Here is a 21,276-nt window from a genome sequence, read left to right on the forward strand (position 1 = left end):
AACCAGATGACCAATATTAACCCGGATAGCCAGAGCCCAATGTTACGGGTAAATAACCTGACTCACCGCGTCAGTGTTGAAACCGATACGCTCACGATCTTGCAAGGGGTCACTCTTGAAATCAATCGGGGAGAGTCCGTAGCCATTGTCGGGCGCTCCGGGTCTGGAAAAACCACACTCCTGGGTCTGTTAGCCGGCCTCGATACGCCGACTGAGGGAACGGTTGAGCTGGATGGGTCGGTGATCAGCAAGCTCAGCGAAGACGAGCGGGCAAAGCTTCGGGCCCACCGGGTTGGGTTCGTGTTCCAGTCCTTCCAGCTTTTACCTGCGCTCACCGCGCTCGAGAACGTTATGTTGCCCCTGGAGCTGGCGGGTATGAGCGCTCCTGAAAAAAGAGCACGTGAACTACTGGAACGGGTGGGCCTGGGCGAACGTCTGACCCACACTCCAAGACAGCTGTCGGGCGGTGAGCAGCAGCGGGTAGCGATTGCGCGGGCGTTCGCTTCTGAACCGCTGATACTGTTTGCTGATGAGCCGACCGGCAACCTGGACAACCGCACCGGCCAGGCAGTCTCCGATCTGCTCATGGCACTCAACCGGGAACAGGGCACAACGCTGGTAATGGTTACCCACGACGAACACCTGGCGGCGCGCTGCAATCGGCAGTTCCACATTGAAGCCGGCGTTCTTACCGAACCGAGCGCGGCTCAGGAGATGGCACACTGATGGCGGCTGCAAACAAGCTCATGTCGGTCCGCCGGGATTGGCGGGAACGGGATGTTCGTGTCGTTCTTGCCGCCCTGATCATTGCCGTTGCCACGGTTGCTACCATCGCTCTGTTTGCCAGCCAGCTGCAACGCACCCTGGTTTCCTCAGCCAGTTCGTTCCTGGCGGCGGATCGGCAGCTGGAAGCGGAAAATGGTCGACCCATTCCCGATTCATGGCTGGAGGAAGCGACTGATCAGGGGCTGGCAACCGGTCGAATGGTGGAATTCTCCACCATGGTTTTGGGCGCTGATAATTTCCAGCTGGTGTCGGTGAAAGCCGTCAGCAACGAATATCCGCTCCGAGGGGATATCGAAATACAGCGGGACCCAACGGGGCCCAGGGAGCTGGTCAGTCAGGGGCCCGGGCCAGGAGAGGTCTGGATCAACCCGCGCCTGCTCAGACTGCTGGATCTGGAAATCGGAGAGCCCCTGGAAGTCGGGAACCTGAACCTGACCGTCTCAGGTCTCCTCATTCGCGAGCCCGACGGTGGTTTCCGGCTCTCCGCGCTGGCGCCACGGGTAATGATGCATGTGGATGATGTCTCAGCCACCGGGGTGATTCAGGAGGGCAGCCGGGTTGAGTATGTTTATCTGTTTGCCGGTGATGAAGCCTCGCTGGAGTCTTACTATCAATGGCTGGAACCCCGCATGGAGCCCAGCCATGAATGGGAGGGCGTTCGCGATGGTGAAACCTTCTCCCGCTCCCTTGAGCGTGCCGAGCGATTCCTGCTGCTCGGCGGCAGCCTTGCGGTTCTGCTTGCCGCTGTGGCGGTTGCTGTTGCAAGCCGGCAATACGCCCTGTCTCAACGCGATACCGTCGCATTACTGAAGACCCTCGGTCTGAGCGGCGCTGGTATTGGCGGCTTGTATCTCAGGCGTCTGGCACTCTGGGGCGTTACCGGCATCGTCGGTGGCCTGCTGGTGGCCATGCCGCTTTACTGGTTGCTGACTCGCATGCTGAGCGAGGTACTGGAGCGCCCGGTGGACTTCCAGCTCGACCCTTCCGCCCTGGTGCCCGCGCTTCTGACAGCTCTTGTTTCTCTGTTTGCCTTCGCCTATCCGCCGGTGCGTCGGCTTAGGAATGTGCCGGCTATGCGCGTACTGCGAAGCCAACCTGGTGAAACAGGTCGTGAGGCCTTGCCCGATATCCTGATCGCCATTGTAGCGGTGTTCGGACTGGTCTGGATGTATGCCGGCGAACTGGCCCTTGTTGTCTCCCTGCTCGGTGGCCTTGCCCTGCTGCTTGGCGCCCTTGGCCTGGTTGGATGGCTGCTGGTGGCCACACTGCGTAAGGTTCGTGGCGGCGGCAACGCCTGGCGCCTGGCATTGGTGGGCCTCTACCGGCATCGCAGGGCCAGTCTGTCTCAGATTGCCGTGTTTGCGATGACGTTGATGCTTGCGGCCACGCTGATACTGGTGCGGACTTCATTACTGTCGGACTGGCAGGCCCAGTTGCCCGATGACGCGCCCAATCACTTTCTGATCAATATCGCGCCGGACGCGGTTGAGGACGTTGATGCGTTCTGGCAAGAGCGTGGCCAGCCCCTGGATAAACTCTACCCCATGGTTCGCGGTCGTCTGACCGAGCTCAATGGACAGCCGGTCAAGGAAACGGTCAGTAAGGATGAGAATGTAAATGCCCTCAACCGTGAACTGAACCTCACCTGGATGTCGGCTTTACCGGAAGATAACGAGGTAGTGGAGGGCACCTGGTTCCGTGAGAACCAGAAAAACGGCGTCTCGGTGGAAGCCGAACTGGCTGCACAACTCGGCCTGTCATTGGGCGACAAACTGACCTTTACCATCGGTTCCGAGAAGGTAACGGAAGCTGTCACCAGTATCCGCACGGTTCAGTGGGACAGCATGAAACCCAATTTCTACATGGCCTTCCCGCCGGAGGGCGGCCTGACAGACATGCCTGCAACCTGGATAACCAGCTTTTATCTTCCCAAGGACAGCAAGGATGCATTGAACGAGTTTTCGCGCCAGTTCCCGACCGTTTCGGTACTGGAAATTGACCACGTGATCGAGCGAATCCAGGAGATTGTCCGCCAGGTAACACAGGCGATTGAAGCCATCCTGGCGCTGATTCTTGCCGCAGCGCTTGTGGTTATGGCAGCGGTGGTCAGTGCGACGCTCCAGGACCGGCAAAGGGAAGGGGCCTTGCTACGAACTCTGGGCGGCAGGCAGAAACTGTTAGTGCGCAGCACTATGCTCGAGTTCGCGTTGCTGGGAGGCTTTGCAGGTTTATTGGGCGTGGTTGCCGCCGAGGCGGCGGTCTGGGCACTGCAGTTCCGGATGTTCGAGGGCACGTTCCAATGGCACTGGCATGTGGTGCTGCCTATCCCGCTGGTTAGCGCCCTGGTTCTGGCCCTGTTTGGCCGATGGCAACTCCGGCCGGTTCTTAGCGTGTCGCCCATGCTTCTGCTAAGGCGCCTGGAGTAAGGCGCCCGGGGTAGAGCGGCGGCAGCGATTATCGGTAGTTGGCGAGAATGGCGTCAAGCTCGCCGTTCTCTCTCATCTCCGCCAGTTCGGCATTGAATTGATTGGCGAAGGAATGCCAGTCCTTACGCAACATCAGCCGGAAGCCATAATTGCTGATGCCCTTGCTGGTTATGTCGAAGTGCTGCCTGAGGCCCTCGTTCCGCAGGATCCATTTTCCGACCAGCCGATCAGCGACAGCCGCGTCGAATCGGTCGCCGTGCAGCACGAACGTGAACATGTCCTTGTCCCTGGAAACATCGAAACGGCGAACTCGGCCCTCTTCGAAGTAAGGCTCGAGCAGCGGATACCGGTACCCGAGGTGAGTAACAATGGTTTTTGAAACCAGATCGTCAGGGCTCTCGTACGAGAAGTCCGATTGAGCTGGTGCAAAAAATACCTCTTCGATGTCCACCACAGGGTCAGTAAACAGGAACTGCTCCGGATTATCTGCCCACTCCCGGGCCCTTGGCGTGCCGTCGATGTAACCCTCAAGCAGCATCTGATCAACCCGCTTTCGCGGAATCCTTTCCGCAATAACCCTGTAGCCAAGGCGTTTGGCAACCACGGACACGACATCCCACATGATTCCCGAGGGTTGGTTCTGATCAACGATCAGATAGGGGGGATAGCCGTTGGGAGAGATGTTGAAACGGAATACACGCTCTTCCCCGGACACTTCCTCGGACGCGGATACGGAAAAAGAAGGTATTGTCAGACCAACCAGCAGGATGCCGAGAATGGCAGAGGTGAGGCAGGACACTCGGTTTTGCATGCGGAGGGGGCTCTCTACGAAACGATGCTGTAGGTGAAAAATGAACCCGGCTATCATCCCTGCCAGAAGTGGCTAATTGTCCTCTTTTGCTCAGTCCTTTTCAATGATGTGATTTCTATCTTAAGAAAAATGCTGAAGCCGGGGCCGCGTGCGGCCCCGGCTTTCCGGTTATGCCCAGGCGCGTCGCAGAACCGCGCGGGCGTCCTTCAGTGTCACTTCCTTAGGGTTGAACATGATGGAGCCATCATCCAGCGCCATTTCGGCGATGTGATCCAGTTGATCCTCGGTTACCTTGCCGGTTTCCTTCAGTGTACGTGGCAATTGGCACCGCTTGTAAAGGGCATCCCGAAGTTTGCGAATGGCGGAAATACTGGCCTCTGCCCGGCGGCTTGCAGGCGTTGCTGCGAACACTTCCGGGCCTTCCAGATACAGCAACAAGTCGCCCAGAGGATCCCGGATGGTTTCCAGGTTGTACTCCAGCACATAGGGCAGGTAAAGACTCATACACAGACCGTGGGGCAGGTGACAGATAGCGCCGGTTGCGTGTCCCAATGCGTGCACCAGGCCCACCATGGAATTTGAAAAGGCAATGCCGGCCATGGTCGACGCCTGGGCCAGCTCCAACCGGCCGTCGCTGTCTTTTGGGTTGTCCATTACATTGAGCAGGGAGTGGCTGATCTTTTTGATCGCCGCGGTGGCGTAGGCGTCGCTCAATGGGTTCTTGGCCATGCAGGTAAAGGCTTCCGTGGCATGGGTCATGGCGTCCATCGCCGTTGCCGCGGTAATGTGCGGCGGCAGGGTAAGTGTCATGCGCGGATCAATGATCGCCGCGTTAGGCAGCAGGAACGATGACGTGAAGGGCAGCTTGACGCCCTTGGTTTCATCGGTGATCACGGCAACGGAGGTGACTTCCGAACCGGTACCGGCCGTTGTGGGCACAACGAAAAAGGGCTTCAGCGGATGCTTGAGCACGCCGGCACCGCTGTACTTCGCGATATCGTCACCACCCTCGGAAACCAGAATATTGACGGCCTTGCCGGTATCAATCGCCGAACCGCCGCCGACGGCGATAATGGAGTCGCACTTTTCCTGACGGTAAATGCCGGCGATATCACGCACCACGGTGGTGGAGGAGTCTGGCGGAACATCATCATAGATAGACGTGATTTCCAGCCCGCTTTCCTCACAAGCGGCGATGACGGGTTCCAGCAGACCGGCAGCCCGTACGCCCTTGTCGGTTACGATCATCGGCCGTCTCGCAGCCATGCCTGTGAGCTCATAGGGAATGTGTTCAAGTGCGGCCTTGCCGGCAATGACTTTCACCGGGCAGAAGAACTCATAATATTTAGTGGTCATCACGCTCTCGCTGTCTCGACAAAATTGGTGGCAACTTTCAGGTAAATGCGCGCAGCACTGATCAGTTTTTCCGGCAGGTGCAGATCGGCCGGGTACTCCTTCACGGCCCGCTCGGCGATCAGTTTTGGCAGAATGAATGACTCAAGCCGGTTCAGCACCCGGGTCATGCGCACCGCATAGCTGATGTCGCCATCGACCAGCATGCGGTCATTGGCGAATGCCACGGAGGTTTTCTCCTGGAAAGACAGCACCAGAAACGCATGGGCAATGTGCTTGAACTGAATTGACAGGTCGACGGGGCGGGGCGCCTGGTCACCGTGGTAGCGGAATCGCCCCTGGCCGGTGTGCTCCACGATCAGCTTTGAGCCGTTCGGCATCACCATCATTTCAAACAGAAAGCCATCCGGCAGGGCCCTGGCTTCATTCTGAACCTTTTCGTCCACTTCACTCACAGCCTGCAGTGCCCGCCCCATTACCTGAAACATCAGTTCCACATACAAGCGGCGCGCCTGGAAGACCATGGGCTGGATACGTTTCGCTAACATGTCCGTCATCCAATCATTGTTGATGTGATCTGATTTTTAGAGTTATTGCTCTAAAAGTCAATGGAGGCGTTGACAGAAGATGTGCGTCAGACCGGCAATCTTGATCCCGGGCAATAAAAAGGCCGGAACCCCTCGGGACTCCGGCCTTCTAAATCCAACGTTTCCGGCGGCAATTATTGCGTGAGTGCCGCCAGTTTACGTTTGGCCTCTTCAGCCACGTCACCACCGGCTTCGGCGGCCTTGCTGTAATAGGCAATGGCTTCATTTCGATTATTCTGTTTTACCGCGACATCGCCGAGTCGCAGGAAGGCGATGGATGTGGGAACGGTTTCATTGGCTTTGATGAGGTTTTCCCTGGCCTTGTCCAGATTATTGAGTCTCAGGGCATTCAGGCCGCTGTAAAGGCGGTATTTAAACATTTCGGGATAGAGCTCCACGGCCTTCTCGAAGTCGGCAGCGGCTTTCTCGGCTTCCTTCTGCTCCTGATAGATTCTACCGCGCAGCGCGTAGAACATGGCCTCCCGCGGAAGCAGGCGAATCGCTTCGTTTACTTTGTCCAGGGCAGGTTTCATTTCACCCTTGGAAGCAAGCTCCATGGCCTTGTCGTGGGCCTCGTACGCGGGTTGCAGCGAACGGAGCTTGGCCATCTTGCGTTCATAGACATCCTCTCCCCGATAGCCGCCGGCACCGATCCTCTGAACCAGTTCGCGGTTTTCCTGCACCCTCTTTGCCGAGGGTGGATGGGTCGCAAACAGACCATCAATGAAGCTGGACTGACGGCCCTCAGAGAGTTTCAGAAAGAGCTCCTGAAGCTCGACAGCCGCCTGCGGGTCGTAGCCTGCCTGTTTCATGTAAAGAATGCCGTAATGATCAGATTCCAGTTCATCTCCCTGGCTGTATTGCGCCAGCGCGAGTTGGGCCCCCAATGCGGCACCACCCATGATCAGCCCGGCCCATTCGTTATCCGAAAGCGCAAAGCCGAGGCCAGCAACACCGGCACTGATCAGCATGCCCTGTTGCATCCGCTGAACACTGTGTCTGGCCGCAGCGTGAACAATCTCGTGGCCAAGAACCGAAGCAAGCTGAGCCTCGTCCTCGAGTTCTGTCAGAAGGCCGCGATTGATGGCGATCTTGCCCCCGGGCAAGGCCCAGGCGTTGGGCACGCTGCTGTTAAGAACCACGAATTCGTAGGGCAGATCGGGACGATCGCTGACCTGCGCCAGCTTCTGGCCGACCTCGCTCACGTACAGATTCAGCTCGGGGTCGATGTAAAACCGGCCGCCCTGGGTTTGCTGTGTGGGCTCGTATTGCTCCGCGCCCATGGCGAGTTCCTGGCTCTCGCCGATCAGCGAAAGCTGCTTTTCGCCGGTAACCGGATTAACCGAGCAACCACTCAGCAATACCGCCAGGGCAACGATAGCGAGGCTGGTTTTGATAGCAGACAGGTTCAAGATGAGCTCCCTTTTCGATGAATCTATGTCGGGCTTCGTCGTAAATCTTTACCCGATTCCTGAATGGCCAGTTTATAGCACATGATTGGTTGTGGGTGGATTACCGCACCGCCTCGAGCGGTGGTGGCGAACAGGTCCATGGCGTATCATAAGCCCCTGTTCCCGCTCTGTTTCGCCATTTTCAAATCTAGGGCAGCCAATGGGTAATCTTCTCGAATTAATCGCTTTGCTCTGGTTCCTGGTTTGTTGGCTGGGTTATACCGAGTACTCCAAACGCCGCGCCGCCGACCGTCCCTGTCTCTCCAACACGCTCGACCTTTATCGGGAAGACTGGATGCGCGTCATGTTGCGCCGGGAAAACCGGATTGCCGATGCGTCGGTGGTTGGTAACCTGGAGCGAAACGGCGCCTTTTTCGCCTCCAGTTGCCTGCTGATTCTCGCGGGTATCATCACTGCCCTTGGGTACACCCAGGAAGTGATGGAAGTGTTCAGCACCATGCCATTCGGCACCTTGCCGACCCGGGAAATCTGGGAGCTGCGCATGGTGGTGCTGCTAGTGGTGTTTATCTATGCCTTCTTCAAATTCACCTGGTCCATGCGGATGTACAATTTTGTCTCGGTGATGGTAGGCAGTGCCCCGCCACCGGACGATACCAAAACCAGCCCGGCAGGACGGGAAGCCTTCGCCCGCAGTGCCGGCAACATCTGCAACCTTGCAGGCGACGCGTTCAACCTGGGTCTTCGATCCTACTATTACGCGCTTGCCGTGGTAGGCTGGTTTATCCATCCGATCGTTTTCATGGCGGCGTCCACCCTGGTGGTCATCGTACTCTACCGCCGGGAATTCTGTTCTACGGCACTGGAGGCGTTGAGAGCAGGTAAGGTGTTCGAAGAGCCGCTGCCCGGCAAGGCGGAAAGCAGCGCAAAACCCAAAAGCTGATCCACAGGTTGAATCTGAATGAACGATGACATCCGACGGAAACGGGTTACCCGTTTTATCGACACACTCAACCAGGCCAAAGAGCTGGGGCTTACCGTTACCGAAGCCAAAAAGGGCAGCCTGACACTGTGCCTTCCATACAGCGACCGGATCATCGGTAACCCGGACACCGGTGTGATTCATGGCGGCGCCATTACTACCCTCATGGATACCACCTCAGGCTGTGTGATCCTTTGCGCACTGGACGATTTTGAGCTTTGCCCAACGCTCGACCTGCGTGTCGACTACATGCGCCCGGCACATCCCAGGAAGCCGGTCTACGCAAGGGCCGAAACCTACCGGGTAACCCGTAACATCATTTTTACCCGGTGCGAGGCTTACCAGGAGGGCGGTGAAACCATTGCCAACTGCGTGGCCACCTTCATGCGGATTGGCAAGGATGCCAGCCCGAAACACTACCGGGACCTGATTACCGGAGGTGAAGAATGACCGATCCTGAAATCCTGCGTTACACCCAGGAGACCGGTGACTTCAGCCGGATGCTGAACAGCATTCCCTACGCCACCTGGATCGGTCTGCAGTGCGAGCGCTTCGGTGACGACCTGATTTTCCGTCTGCCCTGTAAAGACTCCAACCTCGGGAACCCGATCCTGCCGGCCATTCATGGCGGTGTGATCGGTGGTTTCATGGAGATGTCCGCCAACATCTACCTGATCATGTCCCAGGAAAGCCTGCGTATGCCCCGCATCGTCGACTTTTCCCTGGATTACCTCCGTGCCGGTCTCAACCGCGAAACCTATGCCGAATGCCGCCTGACCCGCCAGGGCAACCGCGTTGCCAATGTGATGGTCAGCGCCTGGCAGAAATCCCGCTCGCAACCCATTGCCACTGCCAGGGCGCATTTCCTTCTCGAAGACTGATCCTGCTCGGAACCCGGGGCTTGAAATGCCCCGGTGCGCCCCCACTTTTTGCTCAGACTGAGAATTTTGTGCAAGAGCGAGCACGGAGGCCGTTCCGAAACACGCTGTGAATACGTCCATGTACGCTCGGCTCCGCCATCCATGGCTCCGCACGGTTTCGGAACGGCCTCCGCGCTCACTCTCCATACTATGAGGTAACTCGGGCGCCCCTGTTTGTTGCCCGCTTATTTGTATCAGGAGACATAAACGCCATGACGGTTGAAGCCAATAAAGAGACGCTTGGATTCCAGACCGAAGTGAAGCAGCTGCTTCACCTGATGATTCACTCGTTGTACTCCAACAAGGAAATCTTCCTTCGTGAGCTGATTTCCAACGCTTCAGATGCCGAGGACAAACTGCGTTTCGCAGCCCTGAAAGATGACGGCCTTTACGAGGGGGATCCCGAGCTGAAGATTCGCCTGGATTTCGATGAAGAGGCGAATACTGTCACTCTGACCGATAACGGTATCGGCATGACCCGTGACGACGTCATCCAGAACCTGGGTACCATTGCCCGTTCCGGCACCGCCGAATTCCTGCAGCAGTTGTCTGGTGATGAAAAGAAGGACAGCAAGCTGATCGGCCAGTTTGGTGTCGGTTTCTATTCGGCGTTTATCGTGGCCGACAAGGTGGATGTGTTTACCCGCCGCGCCGGTGCTCCGGTAGAAGAGGGCGTGCACTGGGAGTCCAAGGGCGACGGTGAGTTTTCCATTGAGCAAGTCAATCGGGAAAACCGTGGTACCCAGATCGTGCTGCACCTGAAATCGGACGCCAAGGAGTTTGCCAACGGCTGGAAACTGCGCAGCCTGGTGAAGAAGTACTCCGACCATATTTCTTTTCCGGTGGTCATGAAGGCCGAGTCCGATGAAGGCGAGAAGAAAGACGAGTACGAAACCGTCAACGATGCGACCGCGCTCTGGACCCTTCCGCGTACCGAAATCAAGGACGAGGAGTACAAGGAGTTCTACAAGCACATCGCCCACGATTTTGAAGACCCGCTGACCTGGTCCCATAACAAGGTGGAAGGCAAGCTGGACTACACCAGCCTGCTGTATATCCCGGCCCGAGCGCCTTTTGATCTTTACAACCGGGAAGCGCCCCGCGGCCTGAAGCTGTATGTGCAGCGCGTGTTCATCATGGATGACGCCGAGCAGTTCCTGCCGCTGTACCTGCGTTTTGCCAAGGGTGTGATTGACTCGAACGACCTTTCCCTGAACGTTTCGCGCGAGATCCTGCAGAACGACAGCACCGTGGAAAGCATTCGTACTGCGCTGACCAAGCGGGTTCTGGACATGCTGTCCAAGCTGGCCAAGAAGGATCCGGAGCAGTACCAGAAGTTCTGGGGTGAGTTCGGCACTGTATTGAAGGAAGGCCCGGCGGAAGATTTCAGCAACCGCGAGAAGATTGCCGGCCTGCTGCGCTTTGCCTCTACCCACACGGGCGAGAGCACACAGAATGTCTCTCTCGATGACTACATCAGCCGTATGAAAGAGGGGCAGAAGAAGCTCTATTACATTACCGCCGACAACTTCACCGCGGCCAAGAGCAGCCCGCACCTGGAAGTATTCCGCAAGAAGGGCATTGAGGTTCTGATCCTTACCGATCGCATCGACGAGTGGATGATGGGCTACCTCAGCGAGTACGACGGCAAACAGTTCCAGGACGTCGCTCGTGGCGATCTGGACTTGGGCGAAGTCGAGACCGAGGAAGACAAGAAGCACAAGGAAGAGGCGGCCGAAGAGCACAAGGATCTGCTTGAGCGCATCAAAAATGCTCTGAACGACCGGGTTCAGGAAGTGCGTGTAACCAACCGTCTGACCGACTCACCGGCCTGCCTGGTTGTGGGTGATTTTGACATGGGTGCGCAGATGAAGAAGATCATGGAGGCCGCCGGCCAGAAAGTACCGGAAAGCAAGCCGATCTTCGAGATTAACGTGGACCACCCTCTGGTTCAGCGCCTTGAGAGCGAGAAGGGCGAAGAGCGGTTCAACGAGCTCTCTGCAGTCCTGCTGGACCAGGCCACCCTGGCAAGCGGTGAGCAGCTCCCGGACCCGGGTGCCTACGTTACCCGCCTGAACCGTCTGTTGCTTGAATTGGCCAACTGATAGCCGATGCAGCAGATTATAGTGGATATCAGCATCAGCCCTGATGAGTGGATCAAGCTTTATCAGGGCGTTGCCACCGATGTTCACACCACGGCCCGGGACGGACGCTCCGTCCGCTTCCCGGCCCGTATTCTCTCCCGTTTCTACCTCCGCGATGGAATTCGCGGCAGTTTCCGCATCGTTTTTGACGATGCCGGCAAGTTCTCTTCCATTGAGCGGCTCTAGTCAGCCAGCACTTCATTCATAAATAAAAGCTTTCACAAATTTATTTTTAATTAATTGTATTGGGCGATCGACCTCGCGCTAAGGTGGTTGTGTTCTCGTTAGGCAGGAGCAGATCCATGTCCAATGCAGTGTCAATCAGTCGTTCAATCGCCTGGCCGGACTTTCTAGACATCCTGGCGAGTTATTCAAGTGATTACGCTTGTGCCCAGTAATGGAATGAACCCGCATGGCGTGCGGGAAACCCTATAGGCACACGCTATCCGGGACATAAGAAATACTCAGAGCAGATTGTTTGTTGTGTCCTATAGTTAGAGGTGCCTGAATCAAAGCAGTGTCGTTTTGCCAACCCCAATGAGGAGAGAGAAATGACCGACAACAACAGTGCGGGTGGAAAGTGCCCCGTAATGCATGGCTCGAATACCCAGGAGAAGGCCGACGTAGCCGGCTGGTGGCCTGAGAACCTCAATCTGGACATCCTTCATCAGCACGACCGCAAAACCAATCCCCTCGGTGAAGATTTCGACTACCGGGAAGAGGTCAGGAAACTCGACCACGAAGCTCTTGAAAAAGACATGCACGAGTTGATGACCAACAGTCAGGAATGGTGGCCGGCTGATTGGGGTCATTACGGTGGTCTGATGATTCGTCTGGCGTGGCACGCGGCCGGTACCTATCGACTGGCCGATGGCCGCGGTGGTGCGGGTACCGGTAACCAGCGATTTGCTCCTCTGAACTCCTGGCCCGACAACGGCAACCTCGACAAGGCCCGCCGTCTGCTGTGGCCGCTGAAGAAAAAGTACGGCAACAAGGTGAGCTGGGCCGACCTGTTTATCCTGGCCGGTAACGTTGCCTATGAATCGTTTGGCCTGAAGACGTTTGGTTTCTCCTACGGCCGGGAGGACATCTGGCACCCGGAGAAAGACATCTACTGGGGTGCGGAAAAAGAGTGGCTGGCACCGTCGGACAGCCGTTATGAGGACGTGAACAAGCCTGACACCATGGAAAACCCTCTGGCCGCCGTGCAGATGGGTCTGATCTATGTGAACCCGGAGGGCGTCAATGGTCAACCGGATCCCCAGAAGACCGCCGAGCAGGTAAGAACGACCTTTGCCCGCATGGCGATGAATGATGAAGAGACTGCAGCGTTGACCGCGGGCGGCCACACGGTTGGTAAGGCGCACGGTAATGGTGATGCCGATGCCCTTGGACCAGAGCCGGAAGGTGCAGACGTCGAAACCCAGGGCTTCGGCTGGATGAACCCGAATCTCGGCGGCAAGGCGACCAATGCCGTCACCTCCGGTATCGAAGGCGCCTGGACGACGAACCCGACCAAGTTCGACATGGGCTATTTCGATCTGTTGTTCGGCTACGAGTGGCAGCTGACCAAGAGCCCGGCTGGTGCGAACCAGTGGGAGCCGATCGACATCAAAGAAGAGCACATGCCGGTCGACCCGACCGACCCATCTGTCCGTCGCAAGCCGATGATGACTGATGCGGATATGGCCATGAAGGTGGACCCGAAGTACCGTGCGATCTGCGAGAAGTTCATGGCCGATCCGGATTACTTCAAGGATTGCTTTGCCCGTGCCTGGTTCAAGCTGACGCACCGCGATATGGGGCCGAAGTCCCGTTACATTGGTCCGGGTGTGCCGGATGCAGACCTGATCTGGCAGGATCCGGTGCCCCAGGGCGAGACCAACTACATCGAAGAGGTGGTGAAGGAAAAAATCGCCGCAGCGGGTCTGAGCCTGAACGAGCTGGTCTGCACCGCCTGGGACAGCGCCCGCACGTTCCGCGGATCTGATATGCGTGGTGGTGCCAACGGTGCCCGGATTCGCCTGGCTCCCCAGAAGGACTGGCAGGGCAATGAGCCCGACCGTCTGGACAAGGTGCTCAAGGTGTATGAACAGATTTCGGCCGACACCGGCGCCAGCATCGCTGACGTGATCGTGTTGGGTGGTAACCTGGGCATCGAGATGGCAGCCAAAGCTGCCGGCCATGACGTGCACGTTCCCTTCCTCAAGGGTCGTGGCGATGCGACCGACGAGATGACGGACGCAGAATCCTTCGAACCGATGGAGCCCCTGGCTGATGGCTTCCGCAACTGGCAGAAGAAGGATTACGTGGTCAAGCCTGAAGAAATGCTTCTGGACCGTGCCCAACTGATGGGTCTGACCGCGCCTGAAATGACCGTTCTTCTTGGCGGCATGCGGGTGCTCGGGACCAACTATGGTGGCACCAAGCACGGCGTATTCACAGATCGCGTTGGCCAACTGACCAATGACTTCTTCGTGAATCTGACCGACATGGCAAACCGTTGGGAGCCTACTGGCAAGAACTCGTATAACATCGTGGATCGCAAGACTGGTGATACCAAGTTCACCGCGACCCGTGTTGATCTCGTGTTCGGCTCCAACTCCATCCTGCGTGCCTACGCAGAGGTGTACGCCCAGGACGACAACGAAGAGAAGTTCGTGAACGACTTCGTCGCCGCCTGGACCAAGGTCATGAACGCCGATCGCTTCGACGTCAAAAAGTAAACCAGCCGTAACCAGCCGGGCATTCCATTGCGGAATGCCCGGCTACCAACTTCCCGCCAAATTCCCTACAATCCGCTCCGTCTGATTTTTGATCAGCCATAACCTTTACCCCTTTTGATCAAACCTCTGGAGCCTTCATGCGAATCATCCTTGCCCCGATGGAAGGGCTGGTCGACGCACCCATCCGCGAAACCCTGACCAAGGTTGGCGGGATAGATCGGTGCGTAACCGAATTCGTTCGCGTGACCCATGGCATGCTGCCTCCGAGAGTGTTCTACAAATACGCCCCCGAGCTACACAACCGGTCACTCACTCAAGTAGGTACCCCCGTTGCCGTTCAGCTATTGGGTTCAGACCCTCATCAGATGGCACGCCATGGCGTGCGGGCTGCGGAACTTGGCGCTACTCAGGTGGACATCAACTTTGGCTGCCCCGCCAAAACCGTGAATAAACACAAGGGCGGCTGCGTGTTGATGCGGGAACCGGAGCTCATGCACGAAATTGTGGCTGCTGTTCGTCAGGCTGTGCCTGGCCATGTGCCCGTTACCGCCAAGATGCGGCTGGGCTACGACGACCGTTCCATGGGCGTGGCCTGTGCCCAGGCGCTGGAATCCGCCGGTGCCGAAGAGATTGTTATCCATGCCCGCAGCAAAGTGGACGGCTACAAACCGCCGGCCTACTGGGAGGAAATCGCCCGGGCAAGGGAGGCGGTAAAAACCCACATCATTGCCAACGGCGAGATCTGGACGGTCGCGGATTACTGGCGATGCCGTGAGGTGTCCGGCTGCGATGACGTGATGATTGGCCGTGGCCTGATCGCGCGGCCAGACCTCGCCCGCCAGATCAAGGCCAGCCAGCAGGGTGAAACCGTGGCTGATATGACCTGGACGGAGGCCGTGGCGCTGGTTCGCGAGTACGCGACCGTTCTCCAGGGCTGGCTTGAGGACCGCTATGTGACCGGTCGCATCAAACAGTGGCTCAATTTTCTCCGACAGGGTTTTGCCGAGGCAGAAGCGCTCTGGCCAGAGGCTCGAAAAATTCGTCAGGTGGCGCCCATGATGGCATGCCTAGAGCAGCCGGTTATCCTGACAGACACGCGCGCAGCCTGACCTCGATCCTTCCCAAGTTGGAATTTCCTCCGTTGACACTGGTATCAACGGTGTTTTTGCTCGTATCTAAACTGTTACGAACAAAAAAGCGACTGGGAGGACGATCAACATGTTTCCAGGACTATTCCGTTACGCCCTGGCGAGTGCCGGAGTGATTGCCTGTATGCTTCTGGTTGCGGCCTTGCCCGCCGCAGCTGATGACAATGTGGTGAAGGTTACCCCCTTGGGTAGCCACGATGGTGAATTCTGTGGCCGTGACCGGGCGTTGGTGTTTGAAGATCCGAACGGCACCCGGATTCTCTACGATGCCGGCCGAACCGTCGCCGGGCCAGACGATCCACGTCTGGGCAAGATCGACATTGTGCTGGTTTCCCATATGCATGGAGACCACGTGGGTGACCAACGAATCAGCAAGACAAACCAGGGCACCTGCGGGTCCCCGGACACCGGTGTTTCAACGCTGCCACAATCCAACACCGTCGATATTGCAGTGAAACACAACGCAAAGATCGTGACAGGCAGTGAAATGCCTGCCTTTTTTGCCGCCAAGCTCAAGGACGCTGGCGGTGATCCCGCCAACTCCATGCTGGTGCGTTTTGGGGGCGAACGTGAGGTTGGCGGAGTGGCGATCACCACGGTGCCTGCGGTTCACAGCAACGGCGTTTCGCCTTCCTTCCTGGCCGGTCCATTGGCGGAATACCTGGCAGCTGCCGGTGTGGGTGCCAGTGTTGGACCACCAACGGGCTACGTGTTGAAGTTTTCGAATGGCCTGGTCGTTTACCTGTCAGGTGATACCGGTATTACCGCTGAGCAGCAGCTGGTTGTGAGAGATCACTATGGTGCGGGGCTTGCGGTGATGAACATAGGAGATACGTTCACCACCGGACCCAAGCAGGCCGCCTATGTGATCAACGATCTGGTGCAACCGAAGGCCGTCATTGCCTCCCATGCCAACGAGCCGGCCACCTCTGGCGGCAAGGTTCAGGACGGCACGCGCACGGCGTTGTTCCGGGATTCCGTGAACGTGCCGGTCCATGTTCCGCTCAGTGGCCGCATCATGGCGTTCAACAGCATGGCAAGCTGTATTTCCGGCTGTAATTGATGATCAACGCGGCAGCCGATCAGTTCTCCATCTCCGGCTGGTAGTTGCCTGAGCGCGCCGCGCCGTTCAGGCGAGCGCGCTTGAGTATCGCCGCCTGGGCTTCGGGGCCATTCTCCAGATTACCGGCCCAGGCTTTCTGGGCCGGCTCCTGAAGCGCACGTCCATAGGAAAAGCTGAGCTCCCAGGGCTGAGGCCCCATGCTGTTCATGGCATTCAGGTTGATAGTGGCCTCTTCAGGAGTTTGCCCGCCCGACAGGAAGAAGATGCCCGGAACCGCAGCCGGTACCGCTCTTCGAAAGACAGCAAGTGTTGCTGTCGCCACTTCTTCAGGCGAGGCCTTTGGATTCTCCTTGCCCGGTGTCACCATGCTGGGCTTCAGGATCATCTGTTCCAGCTGAACTTTATGCCGGTAAAGGGCTCGGAAAACCTCGCGAATGACCGCTTCGCTCACTTCCGCGCAGCGATCAATGCTGTGATTGCCATCAATCAGCACTTCCGGCTCGACGATAGGCACAATACCCAGGGACTGGCAGATAGCCGCGTAACGGGCGAGAACCTCGGCATTCGCCTCGATCGCCTGCCGCGAGGGCAGGGTGTCTGAGATGTGGAACACATCCCGCCACTTGGCAAACCGTGCCCCCTGGTTCTTGTAGATTTCCAGGCGGTCGTCCAGGCCATCCAGACCAAAGGTGATTTCATCACCGGGGGCATTCACGAGAGGGCCTTTACCCTTGTCGACCTTGATACCTGGCACTATGCCTTTGCTGGCCAGAAGCTTCGGCATGGGGACATTATCAAGGCTCTGCTGGCCGAGTGTCTCTTCAAACAGGATGACCCCACTGATGAATTCCCCGAGCCCGGAAGCCGAAAAAATGAGGCTCCGATATTCCCGCCGCATATCCTCGCTCGACTCCACGCCAACGGCTTTGAAGCGCTTGGCAATGGTGGGGTGGCTTTCATCCGCCGCGAGGATTCCCTTGCCTGGCTGAACCAGATCCCGGATGGTCGTGCTGAGTTCTTCCTGAGTGGTCATAGTGAGCTCCTGATTAATCCTTGAAGGTCTGATTGGTCGTTCGGCCCGCTACCTTATTGTAGACGTTGAATAGGTGTGTGGAATTTGATCTGGGCTAAGGCAGAAGCCTGCACTGTGATTTATGCTTCAACAATAACAACAGGGAAAAGGGAAGCCTGAATATGAAAACCGTTGTCAGTGTCAGCCTGGGATCTTCCGAATACGATTACGATCTGGAGACCTCCTTCCTCGGCCAGCCTTTCCGGATTATTCGAATTGGCACAGACGGCGACCTTTCCCGTGCCGAAGCGGTTCTTGAGTCGGTACACACGCAGGCCGACGCCATTGGTCTGAGTATGGTCCACGATCACTATGAGGTGGGTCGGGAGCAGCTTGAACACCCCGATACCGCTCGCCTGGAGGCCTGTGTGCCTGACAAGCCCGTGACCACCGGTGCGGGCCTGAGGGCGATCCTGCAGGAATGGGCCGTCCGCCACACCCAATCCGAACTGGGGCATTTTTTCGACAACGCCCGTGTGCTGTTTATGAATGGGCAGGCCGGTTATCGAATTGCCCGGTCCCTCTCGGAACACACCGACAACCTTTTCTTTGCCGACCCGTACACGGATTTCGGGGTGCCCAGGCTGCTGACTTCCCTGAAGCAACTGGAAACCTACACTTCGCTGACGGCTCCGATCATGTTCAGGCCGGCAGCCGTGAAAGCGGTAGAAACCATTCTCCGCACACCTTTGTATCGTCTGGGTGAAAACCTCGTTAAAGGCTCATTGCACCATGCCGTGGCCGATTCCCACGTGATCGTAGGCGCCATCGGAGACCTGGAGCATTTCACGCAGAAAGAGCTGGATGGTAAGACCATCATAACTTCGCGGGTTACTGACTCGGCGCTCGACTGGATGCGATCCCGCCGGGTTGCCATGGTCGTTGACTACAGTCCCTGGCTGGAAGGCCGACCCCTGGGCGTGAATGTGATGGAGGCGATGATCAGCGCTGCGCTCTCCAGAACACCGGATCAGCTGGGACCGGACGATTATCTGGATATTATCCAGAGTCTCGGTATTGAGCCACGAATCCTGTATCCGGATGGCTACCGTCGGGTGAACCGGTTTGCGTTTGTTATTCATCCGCTTTCCCAGCAATACCTCACCAAGACGCCGCCGCTGGATTGGGTTGCCAATGTTTCCCCTCCTGTGGTGATGAACCTGGTGGAAAAGGCCATCGCCTATTCACCACCGTTTATTTATTCGAAGGTGTCCGGAATCCGGTCACCGAATGGCGATGAGGTAGAGGGCTGGCTGATTACCGTGGGTGGCACCCCCCGGGAAATCATGGCCCACGGGCCGGAATTTACCTACGCCCGGCTGTTGCAGGCCGCAAAGCTGGCCAAGAAACTCGGGGCCCAGATCATGGGCCTGGGGGCGTTCACCAAGGTAGTGGGCGATGCGGGTATTACGGTAGCCAAGCGGGCACCGCTGCCGATCACAACCGGTAACAGCTACAGCGCTTCCGGCGCGCTTTGGGCGGCCCATGATGCCATGAAGAAAATAGGGCGGGTAAGTATCGGCGCCAGCGGCAAGGCCGCCGGCAAGGCGATGGTGGTGGGTGCTACAGGTGCCATCGGCTCTGTCTGTGCACGATTGCTGGCCAAGGCAGTGGATGAGGTCTATTTGGCGGCACCGGAGCCGGCGAAACTGCTGGCGCTCAAGGAAAGCATCGAACAGGAAACGCCCGGAGCCATCGTGCATGTTGCCGGTTCGGCCGAACGCGATCTGGCGGACATGGACATGATCGTCACTGCCACCTCCGGAGCCGGCAAACGCATTCTCGACATCATGAAAGTGAAGCCGGGTTGTGTGATCACCGACGTAGCGCGCCCCCTGGATATTCCGGCAGAAGACGTGGCAAAGCGTCCGGATGTGCTGGTGATCGAATCCGGCGAGATACAGCTACCGGGCGACGTACACATGAAAGACATCGGCTTGCCCAAAGGTATTGCCTATGCCTGCCTGGCAGAAACCATTGTGCTGGCCCTCGAGGCGCGTTTCGAGAACTTTACCCTGGGCCGAAACATCGAATGGGAGAAAGTTCGGGAGATTTACAAGCTCGGCCTGAAGCATGGCATGAAACTGGCCGCCGTCTCCGGGGTGAACGGTGTGTTCACCGAGGAGGACTTCGAACGGGTTCGAACCTTGGCGGCCAGTGCAGAAGAACCTCAGGGGCAAGAACCTCAGGCAGAGGGATCGAGCACACCGGCGTAGCGCACGCCGCTGAGCAGGGCCATCTCCCGATGCCAGGTGGACAGGTCATCGATATTCAGTTTGCTGAGGCTGTCATGGCCGCAGGCCCTTGCCATTACCTGCATCAGTGAGACCGAGGCCTCAAGGAAGTTCTGCAGCTGTTTGGCCGACTGGTCCACATTCAACCGCTGGCGCAGATCCTTGTTCTGGGTTGCGATGCCAGCGGGGCAGTTATTGGTGTTGCAGATACGGGCAGCAACACAGCCGATGGACTGCATGGCACTGTTGGCAATCGCAATGCCGTCTGCGCCCAGGGCCATCGCCTTCACGAAATCAATGGGCACCCGCAGGCCGCCGGTCATGATCAGCGTGACCCGTCCGCTGGCGCCGCGATCATCCAGATAGCGCCGGGCGCGAGCCAGGGCCGGAATGGTCGGCACACTGATGTGGTCGCGGAAGATTTCGGGCGCAGCGCCAGTTCCGCCGCCACGGCCGTCCAGAATGATGTAATCAGCGCCGGCATCCAGCGCGAACTGAACATCCCGCTCGATGTGATTGGCGCTGAGTTTGAAACCCACAGGAATTCCGCCGGTGATTTCCCGAACATGGCTGGCGAAGCGCTGGAAATCCTCGACCGAGCGCAGATCCTCGAACGTGGGTGGTGAAATGGCAGATTCACCCTCGGGAATGTTGCGAACCTGTGAGATTTTGCCGGTATTCTTGTTGGCCGGCAGGTGACCACCGGTACCGGTCTTGGCGCCCTGTCCACCCTTGAAATGGAATGCCTGGACTTTCTTGAGCAGTTCTTCCTTGTAGCCGAACTTCGCGCTGGCCAGCTCGTAGAAGTACCTGGAGTTTTCTTGTTGCTCCTCCGGCAGCATACCGCCCTCGCCGGAACAAATGCCGGTTCCCGCAAGCTCGGCGCCCCGGGCCAGGGCAATTTTTGCCTCCTCCGACAGAGCGCCGAAGCTCATGTCCGAAACGAAAAGGGGCATGCTCAGGGTGAGGGGTTTGCGGGCTTCAGGTCCGATCACCAGTTCCGTTGATACTTCGGCGTCATCGGCCAACGGTTTGCTGGCCATCTGGGCCACCATTAGCTGCAGATCGTCCCAATGGGGCAGAGTGTGGCGGGGCACGCCCATGGCGGTTGTTGGGCCATGGTGGCCCACGTTGCTCAGGCCCTCACGCGCTAACTGGTGAATAAACTCAACCGTCGGCTCGTCCTTCGTCGATTTGGCTTTTGGAGCGTCACCGGACTGGCTCTCGTCGTCGCCATCGTCGTCAGAAGCAGGCGCCTCCTTGCCAACCTGATCATCGCTGAACTGCTGGTGGGTGCCGTCACAATAAGGCGCGCTTCCGGTCTGTTTGCACTGGCACAGAACCGCCTCTTCGTCTTTTTCCGCCTTGAAGACCTTGGGTTTGAATCCGGTGTCTCCATGGGAACCGTCGCAGAACGGCTGGTTATTGGAACGACCACAGACGCAAAAGGCGTATTCTTCGCCCTTTTTGAGACTGACTTTCTTGGGCTTGTTATCAGCGATCACCGGATTGCTCATTGCAAGGCTCCTTGTTTGGCGTATGCCGGTAAATGTACAAGGGTGTACGGGCATTAAACGCAAATAGGCTACTTGTAATGACCAAGTGTGGGTCAGGA

At 57.6% G+C, this 21,276-nt stretch carries 17 protein-coding genes; 11 read left to right on the forward strand and 6 right to left on the reverse strand.

What is annotated here, in order from left to right; all coding sequences use genetic code 11:
• Window positions 1–6 precede the first annotated feature (6 nt).
• The gene (locus tag NUW46_RS08630) at window positions 7–726 is read left to right on the forward strand and encodes an ABC transporter ATP-binding protein (RefSeq protein WP_069184679.1); all 720 of its coding nucleotides are present in this window, start codon (window positions 7–9) and stop codon (window positions 724–726) included.
• Entirely contained in the window at window positions 726–3,212 is a 2,487-nt protein-coding gene (locus NUW46_RS08635) for an ABC transporter permease (RefSeq protein ID WP_418141856.1), read from the forward strand. Before NUW46_RS08630 ends, NUW46_RS08635 begins: the two co-directional genes overlap by 1 nt.
• Before the next feature lie 28 nt (window positions 3,213–3,240).
• Here NUW46_RS08635 and NUW46_RS08640 read toward each other — a convergent pair whose 3' ends face one another.
• From NUW46_RS08640 to NUW46_RS08655, 4 genes are all read right to left on the reverse strand, one after another.
• Entirely contained in the window at window positions 3,241–4,023 is a 783-nt protein-coding gene (locus NUW46_RS08640; RefSeq protein WP_069184626.1) for a substrate-binding periplasmic protein, read from the reverse strand.
• Between the two features lie 168 nt (window positions 4,024–4,191).
• Window positions 4,192–5,379 (reverse strand): iron-containing alcohol dehydrogenase, encoded by a 1,188-nt coding sequence (locus NUW46_RS08645; protein WP_418141857.1) that lies wholly within the window; start codon window positions 5,377–5,379, stop codon window positions 4,192–4,194.
• Window positions 5,379–5,924 carry a hypothetical protein gene (locus NUW46_RS08650; RefSeq protein WP_418141858.1) on the reverse strand — a complete coding sequence of 182 codons (546 nt, stop codon included), beginning with the start codon at window positions 5,922–5,924 and terminating at the stop codon, window positions 5,379–5,381. Before NUW46_RS08650 ends, NUW46_RS08645 begins: the two co-directional genes overlap by 1 nt.
• A 173-nt stretch (window positions 5,925–6,097) precedes the next feature.
• Window positions 6,098–7,375: a M48 family metalloprotease gene (locus NUW46_RS08655; RefSeq protein ID WP_418141859.1), complete on the reverse strand. Its 1,278-nt coding sequence runs from the start codon at window positions 7,373–7,375 to the stop codon at window positions 6,098–6,100.
• A 199-nt stretch (window positions 7,376–7,574) separates the two neighbouring features.
• Between NUW46_RS08655 and NUW46_RS08660 the strand changes: the two genes are divergently transcribed.
• From NUW46_RS08660 to NUW46_RS08695, 8 genes are all read left to right on the forward strand, one after another.
• Entirely contained in the window at window positions 7,575–8,315 is a 741-nt protein-coding gene (locus NUW46_RS08660; RefSeq protein ID WP_069184630.1) for a DUF599 domain-containing protein, read from the forward strand.
• An 18-nt stretch (window positions 8,316–8,333) separates the two neighbouring features.
• Complete coding sequence (locus NUW46_RS08665; RefSeq protein ID WP_069184631.1) at window positions 8,334–8,804, forward strand: PaaI family thioesterase; 471 nt, start codon at window positions 8,334–8,336, stop codon at window positions 8,802–8,804.
• Window positions 8,801–9,235 (forward strand): PaaI family thioesterase, encoded by a 435-nt coding sequence (locus tag NUW46_RS08670; RefSeq protein WP_069184632.1) that lies wholly within the window; start codon window positions 8,801–8,803, stop codon window positions 9,233–9,235. Before NUW46_RS08665 ends, NUW46_RS08670 begins: the two co-directional genes overlap by 4 nt.
• Before the next feature lie 251 nt (window positions 9,236–9,486).
• Window positions 9,487–11,379, forward strand: a complete 1,893-nt coding sequence (htpG, locus tag NUW46_RS08675; protein ID WP_222464291.1) for a molecular chaperone HtpG — start codon at window positions 9,487–9,489, stop codon at window positions 11,377–11,379.
• Window positions 11,380–11,385: 6 nt separating this feature from the next.
• Window positions 11,386–11,604, forward strand: coding sequence for a DUF2835 domain-containing protein (locus NUW46_RS08680; RefSeq protein WP_008172004.1), 219 nt, complete (start codon window positions 11,386–11,388; stop codon window positions 11,602–11,604).
• 365 nt (window positions 11,605–11,969) lie between these two features.
• Window positions 11,970–14,144, forward strand: coding sequence for a catalase/peroxidase HPI (gene katG / locus NUW46_RS08685; RefSeq protein ID WP_418141860.1), 2,175 nt, complete (start codon window positions 11,970–11,972; stop codon window positions 14,142–14,144).
• Window positions 14,145–14,281: 137 nt separating this feature from the next.
• Window positions 14,282–15,253: a tRNA dihydrouridine synthase gene (locus NUW46_RS08690; RefSeq protein ID WP_209397967.1), complete on the forward strand. Its 972-nt coding sequence runs from the start codon at window positions 14,282–14,284 to the stop codon at window positions 15,251–15,253.
• A gap of 109 nt (window positions 15,254–15,362) precedes the next feature.
• The gene (locus tag NUW46_RS08695) at window positions 15,363–16,355 is read left to right on the forward strand and encodes an MBL fold metallo-hydrolase (protein ID WP_418141861.1); all 993 of its coding nucleotides are present in this window, start codon (window positions 15,363–15,365) and stop codon (window positions 16,353–16,355) included.
• 19 nt (window positions 16,356–16,374) lie between these two features.
• Here the strand turns inward: NUW46_RS08695 and NUW46_RS08700 are convergent, their stop codons facing one another.
• The gene (locus NUW46_RS08700) at window positions 16,375–17,388 is read right to left on the reverse strand and encodes a class I fructose-bisphosphate aldolase (protein ID WP_222464292.1); all 1,014 of its coding nucleotides are present in this window, start codon (window positions 17,386–17,388) and stop codon (window positions 16,375–16,377) included.
• A gap of 161 nt (window positions 17,389–17,549) precedes the next feature.
• Between NUW46_RS08700 and NUW46_RS08705 the strand changes: the two genes are divergently transcribed.
• The gene (locus tag NUW46_RS08705; RefSeq protein ID WP_418141862.1) at window positions 17,550–19,643 is read left to right on the forward strand and encodes a dehydrogenase; all 2,094 of its coding nucleotides are present in this window, start codon (window positions 17,550–17,552) and stop codon (window positions 19,641–19,643) included.
• Here the strand turns inward: NUW46_RS08705 and NUW46_RS08710 are convergent.
• Window positions 19,613–21,178, reverse strand: coding sequence for a glutamate synthase-related protein (locus NUW46_RS08710; RefSeq protein WP_418141863.1), 1,566 nt, complete (start codon window positions 21,176–21,178; stop codon window positions 19,613–19,615). The two genes, NUW46_RS08705 and NUW46_RS08710, sit on opposite strands and share 31 nt — an antisense overlap.
• Window positions 21,179–21,276 lie beyond the last annotated feature (98 nt).

The sequence above is a fragment of the Marinobacter sp. MA genome, assembly GCF_048298425.1.
Taxonomy (GTDB): domain Bacteria; phylum Pseudomonadota; class Gammaproteobacteria; order Pseudomonadales; family Oleiphilaceae; genus Marinobacter; species Marinobacter salsuginis.

Excerpts from the sequence above, each read along its gene's own strand:
- NUW46_RS08630 (WP_069184679.1), top strand. The coding sequence starts at position 7 with ATGACCAATATTAACCCGGATAGCCAGAGCCCAATGTTACGGGTAAAT.
- NUW46_RS08635 (WP_418141856.1), top strand. The coding sequence starts at position 726 with ATGGCGGCTGCAAACAAGCTCATGTCGGTCCGCCGGGATTGGCGGGAA.
- NUW46_RS08640 (WP_069184626.1), bottom strand. The coding sequence starts at position 4,023 with ATGCAAAACCGAGTGTCCTGCCTCACCTCTGCCATTCTCGGCATCCTG.
- NUW46_RS08645 (WP_418141857.1), bottom strand. The coding sequence starts at position 5,379 with ATGACCACTAAATATTATGAGTTCTTCTGCCCGGTGAAAGTCATTGCC.
- NUW46_RS08650 (WP_418141858.1), bottom strand. The coding sequence starts at position 5,924 with ATGTTAGCGAAACGTATCCAGCCCATGGTCTTCCAGGCGCGCCGCTTG.
- NUW46_RS08660 (WP_069184630.1), top strand. The coding sequence starts at position 7,575 with ATGGGTAATCTTCTCGAATTAATCGCTTTGCTCTGGTTCCTGGTTTGT.
- NUW46_RS08665 (WP_069184631.1), top strand. The coding sequence starts at position 8,334 with ATGAACGATGACATCCGACGGAAACGGGTTACCCGTTTTATCGACACA.
- NUW46_RS08670 (WP_069184632.1), top strand. The coding sequence starts at position 8,801 with ATGACCGATCCTGAAATCCTGCGTTACACCCAGGAGACCGGTGACTTC.
- htpG (WP_222464291.1), top strand. The coding sequence starts at position 9,487 with ATGACGGTTGAAGCCAATAAAGAGACGCTTGGATTCCAGACCGAAGTG.
- NUW46_RS08680 (WP_008172004.1), top strand. The coding sequence starts at position 11,386 with ATGCAGCAGATTATAGTGGATATCAGCATCAGCCCTGATGAGTGGATC.
- katG (WP_418141860.1), top strand. The coding sequence starts at position 11,970 with ATGACCGACAACAACAGTGCGGGTGGAAAGTGCCCCGTAATGCATGGC.
- NUW46_RS08690 (WP_209397967.1), top strand. The coding sequence starts at position 14,282 with ATGCGAATCATCCTTGCCCCGATGGAAGGGCTGGTCGACGCACCCATC.
- NUW46_RS08695 (WP_418141861.1), top strand. The coding sequence starts at position 15,363 with ATGTTTCCAGGACTATTCCGTTACGCCCTGGCGAGTGCCGGAGTGATT.
- NUW46_RS08700 (WP_222464292.1), bottom strand. The coding sequence starts at position 17,388 with ATGACCACTCAGGAAGAACTCAGCACGACCATCCGGGATCTGGTTCAG.
- NUW46_RS08705 (WP_418141862.1), top strand. The coding sequence starts at position 17,550 with ATGAAAACCGTTGTCAGTGTCAGCCTGGGATCTTCCGAATACGATTAC.
- NUW46_RS08710 (WP_418141863.1), bottom strand. The coding sequence starts at position 21,178 with ATGAGCAATCCGGTGATCGCTGATAACAAGCCCAAGAAAGTCAGTCTC.